This is a genomic window from Corynebacterium sp. ACRQJ (assembly GCF_022346045.1).
Taxonomy (GTDB): Bacteria; Actinomycetota; Actinomycetes; order Mycobacteriales; family Mycobacteriaceae; genus Corynebacterium; species Corynebacterium evansiae.
Genome location: NZ_JAKRMT010000005.1, coordinates 44,690 through 58,719, shown reverse-complemented (window position 1 = coordinate 58,719; position 14,030 = coordinate 44,690). Strand labels below are relative to the sequence as shown.

Genomic DNA, 14,030 nt, shown 5'->3' with positions numbered 1-14,030 from the left:
GATTTGTACCGGCGCGATCACCAGTCAACCATGACCCTGGCGTGGGTGAGATCCTCAAAAAGATTATCCTCACGTAGCTCGTCGCGCATCCGGTTATGCAATGACTCGACAAACCCGTTACGCCATGGTTGACCTGGCGAGACAAAAGCCATGAGCGCCTCATGCTCACTTGGCCCAGTCCCGCAAGCCACGTACCATGCCCGACGGTAACCCACCGTCATTAGAGTATTGGCTTATACGGGCATTCGATGGGCCGAGATGACGCTGGACACCTACGCGGATCTCCTTGACTCAGATCTAGACCGAGTGGGGACTGAAATCGACTCCCTCATACGCAAGAACGCGGCGCAGAAGAATCCTCGTGTGAAACCAGTGTGAAACAAAACAGTCAGGGCCTTGCTAGGAGTGTTCCCGGCAAAGCCCTGACCTGCGTTTTTAGTTGTGGAGCATAGGAGAATCGAACTCCTGACCTTCTGCTTGCAAAGCAGATGCTCTACCAATTGAGCTAATGCCCCTTGACTATCGAACCAAGCTTCCGAAACTATATCAGACGCTTTTATCTCTAGCGAAGAGTGTTCGATGGTGGGCCTAGGAGGACTTGAACCTCCGACCTCTTCGTTATCAGCGAAGCGCTCTAACCGCCTGAGCTATAGGCCCTCGAACGAGTAGAAACATTACCCACCAACCCGGCCAATCACCAAATCGCCTGTTCAGTAGCGGTTTTTATGGCTGGAAAGTGGGCGTCAAAAAGAACAAAAGAGTTAGCGATCCAGCTGGATGCGCAGACCGCCCAGAATGCTCGACGAGGCGTTGTAGATCAGCGCGGCAACGGGCGCCAGAAGGGTGAAGAGCACGACCTCGAAAAGACCAATGGCCACAACACCACCGAAGTACATTCCGGCGGACATGCCGGAGGAATCCGTCAGGTCACCAATCAACGAATCCAGACGGTCCCACGTGCCCGCAGCGCCAAGAACGATGTAGATCAGCGCCATAGCCACAAACCACACCGCAAACAGCGCCAAGTTGAAGATAAGGGCCATCTTCAGGGCACTGATCGGCTCGATGTACGTGATTGTGCGCTGCACGCCCCGCTTGGCCGGGTTGCCGGGTTTGTTGGGCTTGCTGGGCTTATTGTCGGGCTGAGCGGGCTGGGTAGCCGCGTTGGTCTCCGGCGCCTTCTGATCGGCATTCGCGGTAGCCTTCTGCCCGGTCTCCGCGGCGGCCTTGTCACCAGTTTTCGCGGTGGTCTGGTTCTTCGTCGCAGCCTGATCCTGCACCGGCGCCTTGGCCTGCTCCGCCGGAGCGTTTTTAGCCTTATCCGCCGTTGCCTTCGCGTTCTTTGCGTTCTTTGCCTTCGCATTCTGCGCGTTCGCTGCGTTCTTGGCGCTCTTGGCCTGCGCGTTCTTGGCATTCTTCGCGTTCTTCGCGTTCGGCGGGGGCGTTTTGTGCGTCATCGCATCTCCGTACTTGTTCGTACTCTTCAGTACTCGTTCGTGCTCGGTTGTGCTCTTTTGTGCCTTTACGACAGTAGCCTAGCGGTATCGACCGCCAGGCTACTTTGGTTCAAGGCTTACCCTGCAGGCCTACCCGGACTGCCCGGGGTACTCGGCCTACTCGGATTCCGTTTCCGCCTTCGCGGTGGCCTCGGCAGACTCCTCTGCTTCTTCCTCCACGTTGCGGTCCACGGCAACCAGCTCGTTGCCCTTGGCCAGGTCCACCAGGCGCACGCCCATCGTCGCGCGGCCGCTGTGGCGGATCTGGCTGACCTCGGTGCGGATCACGCCGCCGTTGGAGGTCATGGCCAGGATCTCGTCGTCGTCATTGACTGTCAGCGCGCCGATCAGCTTGCCGCGCTTCTTGTCGTACTTGAACGCAACCACGCCCAGGCCGCCACGGCCCTTCGTCGGGTACTCCTCCATCGGAGTGCGCTTGCCGTAACCACCGGAGGTAGCCACGAACAGGGAAGAATCCTCTGCCACGACCGTCAGCGCCAGCAGCTGGTCCTCCTCGCGGAAGCGCATGCCCTTCACACCGGCGGTAGCGCGACCCATCGGGCGCAGCGTCTCATCGTCGGCGGTGAAGCGCATAGCCTGGCCCTCTTCGGAAACCAGCAGCAGGTCGTCCTCGGCGGTGCACAGCTGCGCACCGACCAGGCGGTCACCCTCGTTGAGGTTGATGGCGATCAGGCCGCCGGAACGGGCAGTGTCATAATCCGTCAGGCGGGACTTCTTCACCCGGCCATGTGCGGTAGCCAGCACCAGGTACGGGGCATCCTCGTAGGACTGGATCTGGATAACCTGGGCGATCTGCTCGCCCGGCTGGAACTCCAGCAGGTTAGCCACGTGCTGGCCACGGGCCGTGCGGGTGGCCTCCGGCAGCTCGAAGGCGCGCAGGCGATACACGCGGCCGAAGTTGGTGAAGAACAGGATCGTGTCGTGCGTCGAGCAGACGAAGAAGTGGCGCACCACGTCATCCTGCTTCAACTCGGCACCGCGCACGCCCTTGCCGCCGCGGCGCTGGCTGCGGTAGCTATCCACCTTCGTGCGCTTCGCATAGCCGGTGGAGGTGATGGTCACAACCACGTTCTCGCGGGCAATTAGGTCTTCCTCGGACACGTCGCCGGAAGCGGCGATGATCTGCGTGCGGCGCTCATCGCCGTACTTATCCACGATCTCAGCCAGCTCGGTGCGGACGATGTCGCGCTGGCGCTGCGGGGATTCCAGGATCGCCTTCAGGTCGGCGATCGTCTCCTCCAGCTCCGCCAACTCGTCAATGATCTTCTGGCGCTCCATCGCGGCCAGGCGGCGCAGCTGCATAGCCAGGATGTGGTCTGCCTGCACCTCGTCGACGTCCAGCAGGTCGATCAGACCGGTGCGGGCCTCGTCCACCGTCGGGGAGCGACGGATCAGGGCGATGACCTCGTCCAGCATGTCCAGCGCCTTCACCAGGCCGCGCAGGATGTGGGCACGCTTCTCAGCCTCGTCCAGGCGGAACTGGGTGCGGCGCACAATCACGTCGATCTGGTGGTCCACGTAGTGGCGCAGCATCTGGTCCAGGCGCAGGGTGCGCGGCACGCCGTCCACGATGGACAGCATGTTGGATCCGAAGCTGGTTTGCAGCTGGGAGTGCTTGTACAGGTTGTTCAGCACCACGCGCGGCACAGCGTCGCGCTTCAGAGTGATGACGATGCGCATTCCCACGCGGTCGGAGGACTCATCGTCGATCTTGGAGATGCCGGCGATCTTGCCGTCGCGAATCTGCTCCGCGATCGAGGCCACCAGGTTATCCGGGTTCACCTGGTAGGGCAGCTCGGTGATGATGATGACCTGGCGGTTGCCCTCTTCCTCAATGCTGGTCACGCCACGCATGCGGATGGAGCCACGGCCGGTGCGGTAGGTGTCCTGGATGCCCTTGTCGCCGACGATCAGGCCAGCAGTCGGGAAGTCCGGTCCCTTCACCCGCTCCATGCAGGCTTCCAGCGCGTCGGCTTCCTCTGCATCCGGGTTGTCGAGCAGCCAGTAGATGGCTTCCGCCAGCTCGTTCAGGTTGTGCGGCGGGATGTTCGTAGCCATGCCCACGGCGATGCCGCCGGAGCCGTTCATCAGCAGGTTCGGCACGCGGGACGGCAGCACTGTCGGCTCGGTGGTCTTGCCGTCGTAGTTGGGCTGGAACTCGACGGTGTTCTCGCGGATGTCGCGCACCATCTCCATCGCCAGGGGCGTCATGCGGCACTCGGTGTAACGCATGGCGGCCGCGCCGTCGTTACCGCGGGAACCGAAGTTGCCCTGGCCGTCGACCAGCGGATAGCGCATGGACCACGGCTGGGCCAGGCGCACGAGGGTGGCGTAGATCGCGATATCGCCGTGCGGGTGGTAGTTACCCATCGTGTCGGCGACGGGCTTCGCGGACTTCACGTAGCTGCGCTCGGGGCGGTAGCCGTTGTCGAACATCGCGTAGAGGATGCGTCGGTGCACGGGCTTCAGACCGTCACGGACTTCGGGCAGGGCGCGTCCGACGATCACGCTCATGGCGTAATCGATGTAGCTGGACTTCATTTCCTCCTGCAGATCGATCGGTGTGACTCGATCAAAGAGGTTGTCGCTACCGTTGTTGTCGTCGCTCACTGTTTTGAGAAGCCTTTCTGTTTAGCCTTCAGACCTATCCATTCTACCCCCTTGTTGTGGGTTTCCTGCGCTTTGGAGGCTTTGTGACGCCACCTTTCCCGCCCCGTTAGGTGAATTCGAGACAGGATCGTCTCTACGGCTTGAACTGATTTGGAACTTATAAATGAATTGTTAATACGTCAGTTACCCCCATAAGTGGGTAAACTAAAGTGGCTGGTGTGAAAAGTTGCGTATATGTGCAATCTCGCGCTGACCAGTCTCTTTAAAGAGAAAGCCTTGTTAACCCACCTGAGCAGGGATTTTTGTAATTTCTAGCACTGAAAAATCCCAGGGCGAAAGCTACTTTAAAAATGTCCGACGTTTCACCCAGAAGCCAAACGGTTTGGCTGCACACGAAAACATAGGAGAAAGACATGAAGCTGTCCAAGAAGATCACCGCTACCGCCGCTGCTACCGCTCTGGCTTCCGCAGCCCTGCTGACCCCGGTTGCTAACGCTCAGGAAGGAAGCGCTGGCAACGCTCCGGCTGCAGAGAACGAGAACACCCAGCCGGAGGACAACGGCGCCGAGGGCGAGGGCGACCAGACCGGCGACGAGACCGGCAACGAGGACGAGAACCCGGCCGGCTCCTCCAACATGAGCAAGGAAGATAAGATCGCTGCCGGCATCGGCGGCACCATCGTTGGCCTGGGCGTTCTGGGTGCAATCCTGGGCAACGCCGGCGACAAGGGCGAGGACAAGGCCGACGACGAGGCTGAGGCTCCGAAGGACGGCGAGAAGGAAGAAGCTCCGGCTGAGGGCGAGGGCAAGCCCGAGGCACCGGCTGAAGAGGCTCCAGCCAAGGAGGACATCGAGGCTCCGGCAGCTGAAGCACCGGCCGAGGGCGAGGCTGAGGCACCGGTCGCAGAGGCTCCGGCTGCAGACGCTGAGGCACCGGCAGAGCGCAACGTTCAGCTGGCTAACACCGGCGTTAAGCCGGAGATCTCCATCCTGGCTGGCCTGGCTCTGATCTCCATGGTCGCAGGCGCTTGGATGATGTTCGCTCGCCGCCAGGCATAACTCACGCTTCCACTGCGTAATCACGGAAAGGCGGATCACGCCTTCCGTTTAACCCACGAACCCGCGGCTCCTTCTCACTCTGGAAGGGACCGCGGGTTTTCCCATGCGTTCGAATGCTTTAGGCACGCTCCGGGCGCACCGCTAGTCGGCCATCCCCCTCCAGAACTCCTCCAGCCGATCGGAAACCAGCTCCGGCTCCCGCGCCCAGCGGTTATGCCCCAGCTGCGAATCGAGCTCTTCGACCTGCACCACATCGGCGGGCAACTCCGACCCCAGGTTCTCCGCGGAAGCAGTCGGACAATCCTCGTCGTTCGCGCAGCGCGTTAGCAGCACCGGTGTGCGCACGGACTTCTTCGCCTCTTCGTAGTCCATGTCCTGGTCCGCCAGCTTGTGCAGGCGGTTCGTTTGTCCATAACGGAACCACTCGCGCAGTTGGGTACCCGATTGGCGCCCATAGCCCGCCAAATCCAACACGCCCGCCGGCTGGTACCCAAACAGCAGGATATTCAGCATGATCTGGTAGGTACCGAAGCGCAGGCGCGTACGCTGCTTACCCTCAAACCCCTTGTAATACGGAGTGCCGGAACCCACGCCCATCATCCCGCGAATGCCCAGCTCTGCAGCCTCGGGGCGCGCAAGAAACAGCGCACCGATCTGTCCGCCCATCGAATGGCAAAGCATTAACGTGGGGTGATCCTTATTGACGCCCAACGCTTCCTTCGCAGCCCGAATCGTTCGCGGATAATCCTCAGAGGCCAGGTGGTGGTAACCCCACTGGTGCTTGCGGGTGGCCACGGCCGTGGAACTACCCTGCCCACGCAGCTCGCCGGTAACCACCGGGTATCCCCGGTCCGCCAACTCCCAGGCGATTGGGTCGTAATAGCGGGCACCCATTCCAAAGCCCGGCCAGACCACGATCAGCGGGCGGGCACGATCCCACGCGGCATCCGCTGGGCTGTTCGCTGAGTTCGCAGCGCTGCTGGAGGCGGTGGCGTCCGTACCTTCCTCCCCCACCTTCGCCGTGCCGGGCAGGAACAGGCGAACCTGCGACGTGGTGCCGTCGGCCATCTCAACCGGCAGCAGGGTCGGCTCGCGGCGCGGCTGCGTACGAGTGGTTTTCCCTTGGTGTTTCGAATCGCTCACAACACTCGATTAAACATCAAGGAAGCGCACGTCGCGCGCGTTCTTGGTAATGAAGCTGCGGCGAGCCACAACGTCGTCGCCCATCAGCACACTGAAGATCTCGTCGGCGGCCGCGGCATCCTCCAGATCCACGCGACGCAGGGTGCGCACCGTCGGATCCATGGTGGTTTCCCACAGCTCCTTGGCGTTCATCTCACCCAGACCCTTGTAGCGCTGGATGCCATCGTCCTTGTTGATCTTCCGGCCCTGCGCCAGGCCCTCCTCGAGCTGCTCGTCGCGCTCGCGGTCGCTGAAGGCAAAGCCCGGCTCGCCCTTCGCCCACTTCAGCTTGTACAGCGGTGGCTGGGCCAGGTACACGTAGCCCTCCTCCACCAGTGGACGCATGAAGCGGAACAGCAGGGTAAGCAGCAGCGTGGCGATGTGCTGGCCATCCACATCGGCGTCGGCCATCAGCACAATCTTGTGGTAACGCAGCTTCTTGATGTCGAACTCGTCGTGGATGCCGGTGCCCAGGGCCGTAATAATGGCCTGGACCTCGTTGTTCTTCAGAACCTTATCCATGCGGGCCTTCTCCACGTTCAGGATCTTGCCGCGCAGCGGCAGGATGGCCTGGTACATGGAATCGCGGCCGGACTTCGCGGAACCACCTGCGGAATCGCCCTCCACGATGTACAGCTCGCTGAGCTTCGGATCGCGGGAACGGCAATCGGCCAGCTTGCCCGGCAGGCCGCCGATGTCGGAGGCGGACTTGCGGCGCACCATGTCGCGGGCTTTGCGGGCGGCATCGCGAGCGTGGGCGGAGGCCACCGCCTTGTCCACGATGGCCTTCGCCTCCGCCGGGTTGGCATCCAGCCAATCCGCCAGGTGCTCGTTTACGGCCCTTTGCACGAAGCCCTTGATCTCGGTGTTGCCGAGCTTGGTCTTAGTCTGACCCTCGAACTGCGGGTCGCCGACGCGCACGGAGATAACCGCCGCGAGGCCTTCGCGCACGTCGTCACCGCTAAGCTTCGGATCCTTGGCCTTCAGCAGCTTGTGCTCGCGGGCATAGCGGTTCATCAGGGAGGTCAGCGCCGCGCGGAAGCCTTCCTCGTGCGTACCACCCTCGAAGGTGTTGATGGTGTTGGCGAAGGTGTGAACGGACTGGCTAAAGCCGCTGTTCCACTGCAGCGCAACCTCTACCTCGTGGTCCTCCTCGGCCACGTCGAAGGAGATGATGGTCGGGTGGATCGCGGTGCGCTTGCGGTTGATGTAGGCGACGTAGTCCTTCAGGCCCTCCGGGTAGTGGAAGACGCGGGTGCGCGGACCCTTTTTCTTCTCTGCCTCTGCCGCCTTTTCCTCGGCGGACTTCGGTGCCGCCGCATCCTCGGCTGCGGTCTCCAGCTCTTCGTCGTCCTCGAGGTTCTCGCGCTCGTCGACGAGCTTGATGGTCAGGCCCTTGTTCAGGAAGGCCATCTCCTGCAGGCGCTTCGCCACGGTGTCGAAGTTGAACTCGACGGTCTCGAAGATCTCCGGGTCCGGCCAGAAGCGCTGTTTCGTTCCGCTACCGCGGGCCTTCTTCACCTGCTGCAGCTCCTCGGGCACAGCCTCGTTGAAGTTCTGACGCCACAGGTACCCATCCCGCTTAATCTCAGTCTCCATGCGGGTAGACAGGGCGTTAACCACCGAGATACCCACACCGTGCAGACCACCGGATACGGCATAGGAGTCCGAGTCGAACTTGCCGCCCGCGTGCAGCTGCGTCATAACAACCTGCACGGTCGGCGGGCCGGTCGGGTGATCCTCCACCGGAATACCACGGCCGTCGTCGATGACCTCCACGCCACCGTCGGCCAGCAGCGTTACGCTGACTTCCTTGGCGTAACCCGCCATGGCCTCGTCAACCGAGTTGTCCACAACCTCCCACACCAGGTGGTGCAGGCCGCGCTCGCCGGTGGAACCGATGTACATACCGGGGCGCTTGCGAACGGCCTCCAAGCCCTCGAGGATCGTAATTGAACTCGCGCCGTAGTCGCTCTGCTTCTGTGGTTCAGCCACGGTGGGTCAAACTCCTTTTCTCGCGCGTAAATAACCACCCCATTCTAGCGCGTCGCGGGCCTAAAGGTGCCATTGGACAGGCCGTTTGAGCTATTTGAACCGTGTTTAGATCATCCGAAGTCGTCTCGCGGCCCGCGCCCTTGCACGCGCAACTTGCCGTATTTCGGCCGGCGGATGTTGGGTCCCTCGATCCGCAGCTGCGCCACCACGTCCTCGCCCGCACGCTTGGCAATGGCCTGCAGAATTACGGTCTGCATGTAGCGCAGCTGAGTGGTCCACGGGGTGGAATCGCACTCGATCACCAGAATCTGCGCTTCCTCCTCATACCGCACCGGGCGGGTGTGTTCGGCGATCTTGTCACCCACCAGCTCCGGCCAGGCGTTCATGATCCGTGCAACGCTCACCCGCTGCTGCCAGCCCTGCCGCTTGATCTCGCGCCCAATCAGCGCACCGAAACGCTTCGGGTCGCGGTAACTACGATCGAGCCGCCCATCCATGCGGGTCTTGTACCTGGTCGCCTTGCGGAACGTTGTCTTCTTGTTCTTTTTTGGTGACGCCACCAGCGGCAACTCGGCCTGTGGGGAACCACCGGCCTTCTTCATGGCGGCGAGGGCTTGGGCTACTGGGTCAGTCGCCATTGGCCTCGCCATCCTTCACAATGCGTTCCGTCGCGGCAGTCTTGAGTTCATCAATAGTGTAGATCTTTGCTACATCCCGCAGGGCTTCTGGAATGTCCTCATCCACCGCGGCCGTGATGAGGACCTGCTCTGCGCTGGAAATGAGGTCGACGAGGTGGTGGCGTCGAGAAGAATCGAGCTCCGCAAAAACATCGTCGAGGATCACGACGGGCTCAACCCCGTCCCCGCGCTGCATAAAAAACGCGGCGAGCCGCAGCGAGAGGGCAAATGACCAAGATTCGCCGTGCGAGGCGTAACCCTTGGCTGGCTGGTGGCCGAGGATCAAGTTCACGTCGTCGCGGTGGGGACCAAGCAGCGTGGTGCCGCGCTCGACCTCCTGGGGGCGCTTGGTGGCGAAGGCCTGCAGCAGCGTGGCCTCGGCGATCTCGGGGCTGAGAAGTGCCGTGGGCTGGTCTGGCTCGCTGACGCCCAGGCGAATGCCCAGGTCAGCGAGCTCCGCATCGATGGTGGACGTGTAAGACATGTGCGCGGGGCGCGACTGTGGAGCCAATGATTGGTAGGTCTGCTGCAGGTGCGGGGCAAGGTCGTGGACGATCTGCACCCGCGCCGACATGATCTGCCCACCCAGCGCGGCCAACTGGCTATCCCAAACATCGAGAGTGGCCAGGGCGGATTCCGCATCGGCCTTGATGTCCTCCGAGAGGTTGTGGCTGGCCCCCTTCGGGGCGCCGACGACAAGCCGCAGGGCGAAGGCCGACTGCCGCAGCAGCGCGTTCCGCTGGCGCAGGGCCTTGTCGTAGTCCGCCTTCACGGCAGCTAGGCGCGGATATCTGGAAATCATGATTGTGTCTAGGAAATGACGCCGCTGCTCGGGTTCGCCGCGGATCAGCGCCAGATCCTCCGGGGAAAACAGCGTGGTTCGCACAACCCCCAGCAGATCCCGCTGGGAATTCATGGCAGCGCGGTTTATGTGCGCGCGATTCGAGCCGCGAGCGCGGATGGCCAGGTGAGCGGTGAGCTCGCGGCCATTATTCACGGCGGTAGCGGAGATGTTGGCGATGTCTTCCCCACGCCGCACCAGGGCGGCGTCGGTGTTGACGCGGTGCGAGCTTAGGTGGGCTAGGTAACCGAGTGCCTCGACGATGTTGGTTTTCCCGTGGCCATTAGGGCCGGAAAAGATCGTGATGCCAGGGCTGAGCTGCAGGTCGAGTTCCTCCCACGACCTGTAATTACTCAGACGAAGATTGGAGACGTACACGGTTAGCCAGAAATCAACCTAGAAAAACAACCTCGAGAATCAACCTCGGCCTAGCCTGGCTTAACCCGGCAGGCGTACTGGCATCAGCAGGTAAGTGAAGTCCGTTTCCGGGGTTGCGAAGTTGCCCTCTGCATCGGCCTCGGGCAGCTCGCCCGGATCCGGCAGCAGGATCGCGGGGCGGGAGGCCATGGTGAAGCCGAAGACCACGCGCGGGGTGTGGATGGCGGCCAGGCCTTCCTTCAGGTAACTGGGGTTAAACGCGATGACCAGCGGCTCGCCGGCGAAAGCGCAGTCCAGGGTTTCCGTAGCGGAACCGACATCGCTGCCACCTGCGGAAAGGGTGACGGTGTTGTCCTTGAAGTCCATCCGGATCTGGGAGTTCCGCTCAGCGACGATGGAGACGCGCTTGATGGCCTCCTGCAGCGGGGCGATCTCCACGCTTGCGAGGGCGGTGTGCGTCTTCGGCAGCAGCGGGCGGAACTTCGGGAACTCCGCGTCGAGCAGGCGCGTGGTGGTATGCCGCGATTCGGTGGAGATACCCAGCAGACCATCGGCGCCGATGTCCTCACCGGTGCCCACTGCGATCTCGATGGGGTCGGTGTTATTCGGATCCATGGAACGCGCGGTATCCGCCAGAGTACGGGCCGGGATCAGCAACTTCGCCTGAGCGTCGGCCTGCGCCGGATTCCACTGGAAGCTGCGGACGGCCAGGCGGAAGCGGTCAGTGGCGACCATAATGACATTCTCACCGTCGATTTCCACGTGTACGCCGGTGAGCATCGGCAGGGTGTCGTCGCGGCCGGCCGCCACAGCGACCTGCGAGATAGATTCCGCAAAGAGGTTCGGGTCGATAGTGCCGGTGACCTCGGGCAGCTCCGGCAGAACCGGGTAATCCTCGATGGTCATTGCGGGCAGTTCGAACTTGGACTTGCCAGTCTTGAGAGTCACGGTAGTGCCGTCGAACTCGATGTTGATCGGCTTATTCGGCAAAGAGCCAACGATGTCGGAGGCCAGCTTGCCGGCTACGAGAATCTTGCCGGGCTCGTTGACCTCGGCATTGATGCGCACGCGAGTGGAAACCTCGCGGTCGAATCCGGAAAGCTCCAACCCTTCGTCGTCGGCGACAATCATCACGCCGCGCAGGATGGGCTGGGTCGGCTTGCTAGGCAGGGAGCGGGCTACCCAACCGAGGGCGGATGCGAAGTCATCCTTGGGAACAATGAAACTCACTGTTTGGCTATCCATGCTCAATCTAACTTCCGTGCTCTCGTCGCTCTCGTGGTTTTCGAGGTTCTCGGGGTCTAGCGGGCCTCGAGGTTCGTCTGATCAAGATTAACCCACAAGCTCTATTTCTGTTTATTCCCTTTTATTTAGAGAGATAGCAGTCGTAGTAGGTGTTGTGGATCCTGTGCACAAACCCTAATCGATGCATGTCGCACCGCAGGTTCGGGTGTTGATGATCCGGTGGACAAGCTGTGAATAACAGATCTCGACTGTGGATAACTTCGGCGGGTCGCGAGTTGTACACATCTTCTCCACTGCTGTTTACCCAGTTTAGGCGCAGTTTTCCCCAGGGGGCGGGGCGCTGTTTTGTGACGCAGCTAACTTTTCATCCTCTGCGGCGCACCCGGAGCCCGCCGAAACCGCTACCCCTTGAATTACAACTTTGAAATTACATCTGTGGAAAACCCTGTGGAATTGTGGATAACTCAGTTGAATCCTGATCTAGTAAAGGTCAGAGCCTCGTGAGTTATCCCCAGGCTCGCTGTGGATAACTCGGCGAATCTGGGGAAAACTGTGGGAAACTAGCGCCCTGCACTGCCGCCGGGGGTGCTACTACCGGCCGACGAAGCTAATCCCGGGCATGGGACTTGATCTTTTGTGTTAGTTCCTGCACCTGATCGAAGACCTTCTTGTTCTCCGACAGGGATTCCCGCACGCGCCGCTCCGCGTACATCACAGTGGTGTGGTCGCGGCCGCCAAATGCGCTTCCCAGCTTCGGCAGGGATAGATCCGTCAGCTCGCGGCACAGATACATGGCGATCTGCCGGGCCTGCACAAACTTCTTGGCCCTACCCTTCCCCACCAGCTCGTCCGTGGTCAGGTTGAAGTAGTTCGCCACTACCTCGATGACGTGCTGCGGCACGATTTCCACGTCCTGATCCGCCGGCGAAATATCGCGCAGCGCAATCTCGGCGGTCTCCACCGTCAAAGGTTCGTGGCTCAGCGCGCAGTAGGCCGTCACGCGGATCAAAGCACCGTCGAGCTCGCGGATGGACTTTTCGTAGCGGCTGGCGATCAGCACCTTCACGTCCTCCGGCAACTGCACGTTGTCGGATTCGGCCTTCTTCGTCAGAATCGCAATGCGCGTCTCCAGATCCGGAGTCTGCACGTCCGTAATCAGGCCGCCTTCGAAGCGCGTCCGCAGGCGATCCTCCAGGGTGGTCAGCTGCCGGGGAGGTCGGTCGGAGCTCAAGACGATCTGCTTATTCGCCTGGTGCAGTGCGTTGAACGTGTGGAAGAACTCCTCCTGCGTGGACTCTTTGTTCTGCAGGAACTGAATATCATCCACGATCAGCATGTCCAGGTTGCGGTAGCGCCGCTTGAAGGACTCACGGGTGTCGTTAGCAATCGAGTTAATGAAGTCGTTCGTCAGCTCCTCCGAGCTCACATACTTCACCCGCATATTCGGCTGCAGTTCTTTGGCGTAGTGCCCGATGGCGTGCAGCAGGTGTGTTTTGCCCAGGCCCGATTCGCCCCAGATAAACAGGGGGTTATAAGCCTTGGCCGGTGCCTCGGCCACGGCGCGGCAAGCCGCGGCGGCGAAGTTATTCGAGGAGCCAACCACGAAGTTTTCGAACGTGTAGTTCTTGTTCAGCAGCGATTCGCCGTCGAGCCCGTCGTTGAAACTCGAGGACGGCTGCGGCGAAGAGGTATGGGGCGAAGAGGTGTGCGAGGAAGGAGTATGCCGCGGGGCTGGACGGTGCGCGGTCTCCTTGTTCGTCCAGCGCGTAGGCGTCGGAGACGGGTTCGGGTCGATATGGTTCTCCGACGCAGCGTATTGCCCGGCGAGTTCGTCGGCGTCATGCTCCCGACGCCGCGCCGCTTCCTCAGCAGTTTCGGCCGCGCCGCTATCCCCAGCCTGCGCCGCGCCGTCCCTCTGCTCGGCCTTGTTGACCAGCTCCTCTACCTGCGACATCGAAAGGTCGTCTGCGGTTGCCACCGACCCTTTTTGTGACGCCCCTTCGTGGGTATCGCCGGCAGCATCAGCATCGGTGTGGCTGTCGTTGGCTGCCTCGGCGCGATCCTCGGTTTCACCGTTAGTGCTGGTGATGGCGAGGCTTACGGAGAGATCCAGCCGCGTCTTGAGGACGTGCTTGATGGGATCGATCAGGTCTTTCTCGATCGATTCCTTGGTCCACTTGTTCGGGGTCTCCAGCACCACAATGCGGCCCATGAGCCCCACCGGCCTGACCTTGCGCAGCAGGGAGCGCTGCTTGGGGGAGATCGCCGGCAGGTCCGGATCGGGATTAGCCGACGAGCTATCGGCAAGCCAATCGTGCATGATGGCATCCCACATGTCTGGGAAGTGTTCCTCGATGGAGAAATTCGAGTGGCTCATGGGGCTCCAGGGTTGGTCGGGGGTGGCCGAAAGGTTAACGGGGGTTAAACCACGGGTGGTTTAGCTAGTCGGGCTGTTCTGTAGTTGTTCACGGCCCAGTGCACAGTGCGAAACACCGATTGTCCTGCGTTTCCACACAGTTATACACAC

At 61.4% G+C, this 14,030-nt stretch carries 10 protein-coding genes and 2 tRNA genes; 1 reads left to right on the top strand and 11 read right to left on the bottom strand.

The annotated features are described in order from the left end of the window. Positions 1 to 17: 17 nt before the first annotated feature. The 5 genes from MHX52_RS10410 to gyrA form a co-directional block, all read right to left on the bottom strand. Positions 18 to 152, bottom strand: coding sequence for an integrase core domain-containing protein (locus MHX52_RS10410; RefSeq protein WP_161799467.1), 135 nt, complete (start codon positions 150 to 152; stop codon positions 18 to 20). 290 nt (positions 153 to 442) lie between these two features. Then, positions 443 to 515, bottom strand: a tRNA-Ala gene (locus tag MHX52_RS04375). Positions 516 to 580: 65 nt separating this feature from the next. Beyond that, positions 581 to 657, bottom strand: a tRNA-Ile gene (locus tag MHX52_RS04370). A 104-nt stretch (positions 658 to 761) separates the two neighbouring features. Further along, positions 762 to 1,457 (bottom strand): DUF3566 domain-containing protein, encoded by a 696-nt coding sequence (locus tag MHX52_RS04365; protein ID WP_239316767.1) that lies wholly within the window; start codon positions 1,455 to 1,457, stop codon positions 762 to 764. 156 nt (positions 1,458 to 1,613) lie between these two features. Continuing rightward, positions 1,614 to 4,127: a DNA gyrase subunit A gene (gene gyrA / locus MHX52_RS04360; protein WP_239316765.1), complete on the bottom strand. Its 2,514-nt coding sequence runs from the start codon at positions 4,125 to 4,127 to the stop codon at positions 1,614 to 1,616. A gap of 413 nt (positions 4,128 to 4,540) precedes the next feature. Here gyrA and MHX52_RS04355 point away from each other — a divergent pair, with 413 nt between their 5' ends. After that, positions 4,541 to 5,185 (top strand): cell surface protein, encoded by a 645-nt coding sequence (locus MHX52_RS04355; RefSeq protein ID WP_239316763.1) that lies wholly within the window; start codon positions 4,541 to 4,543, stop codon positions 5,183 to 5,185. A 141-nt stretch (positions 5,186 to 5,326) separates the two neighbouring features. On the opposite strand, the gene MHX52_RS04350 is transcribed toward MHX52_RS04355, so the two are convergent. The 6 genes from MHX52_RS04350 to dnaA all read right to left on the bottom strand — a co-directional run bounded on the left by MHX52_RS04350 (position 5,327) and on the right by dnaA (position 13,880). Beyond that, positions 5,327 to 6,328 carry an alpha/beta fold hydrolase gene (locus tag MHX52_RS04350; protein ID WP_239316761.1) on the bottom strand — a complete coding sequence of 334 codons (1,002 nt, stop codon included), beginning with the start codon at positions 6,326 to 6,328 and terminating at the stop codon, positions 5,327 to 5,329. 9 nt (positions 6,329 to 6,337) lie between these two features. After that, the gene (gene gyrB / locus MHX52_RS04345; RefSeq protein WP_035003291.1) at positions 6,338 to 8,362 is read right to left on the bottom strand and encodes a DNA topoisomerase (ATP-hydrolyzing) subunit B; all 2,025 of its coding nucleotides are present in this window, start codon (positions 8,360 to 8,362) and stop codon (positions 6,338 to 6,340) included. Positions 8,363 to 8,472: 110 nt separating this feature from the next. Beyond that, positions 8,473 to 9,000, bottom strand: coding sequence for a DUF721 domain-containing protein (locus tag MHX52_RS04340; protein ID WP_011272777.1), 528 nt, complete (start codon positions 8,998 to 9,000; stop codon positions 8,473 to 8,475). Further along, entirely contained in the window at positions 8,990 to 10,258 is a 1,269-nt protein-coding gene (recF, locus tag MHX52_RS04335) for a DNA replication/repair protein RecF (RefSeq protein WP_239316758.1), read from the bottom strand. The genes MHX52_RS04340 and recF overlap by 11 nt, the downstream gene beginning before the upstream one ends. Positions 10,259 to 10,318: 60 nt before the next feature. Further along, entirely contained in the window at positions 10,319 to 11,503 is a 1,185-nt protein-coding gene (dnaN, locus tag MHX52_RS04330) for a DNA polymerase III subunit beta (RefSeq protein ID WP_239316756.1), read from the bottom strand. Positions 11,504 to 12,110: 607 nt separating this feature from the next. Beyond that, positions 12,111 to 13,880: a chromosomal replication initiator protein DnaA gene (gene dnaA / locus MHX52_RS04325; protein WP_239316754.1), complete on the bottom strand. Its 1,770-nt coding sequence runs from the start codon at positions 13,878 to 13,880 to the stop codon at positions 12,111 to 12,113. Between the last annotated feature and the right edge of the window lie 150 nt (positions 13,881 to 14,030).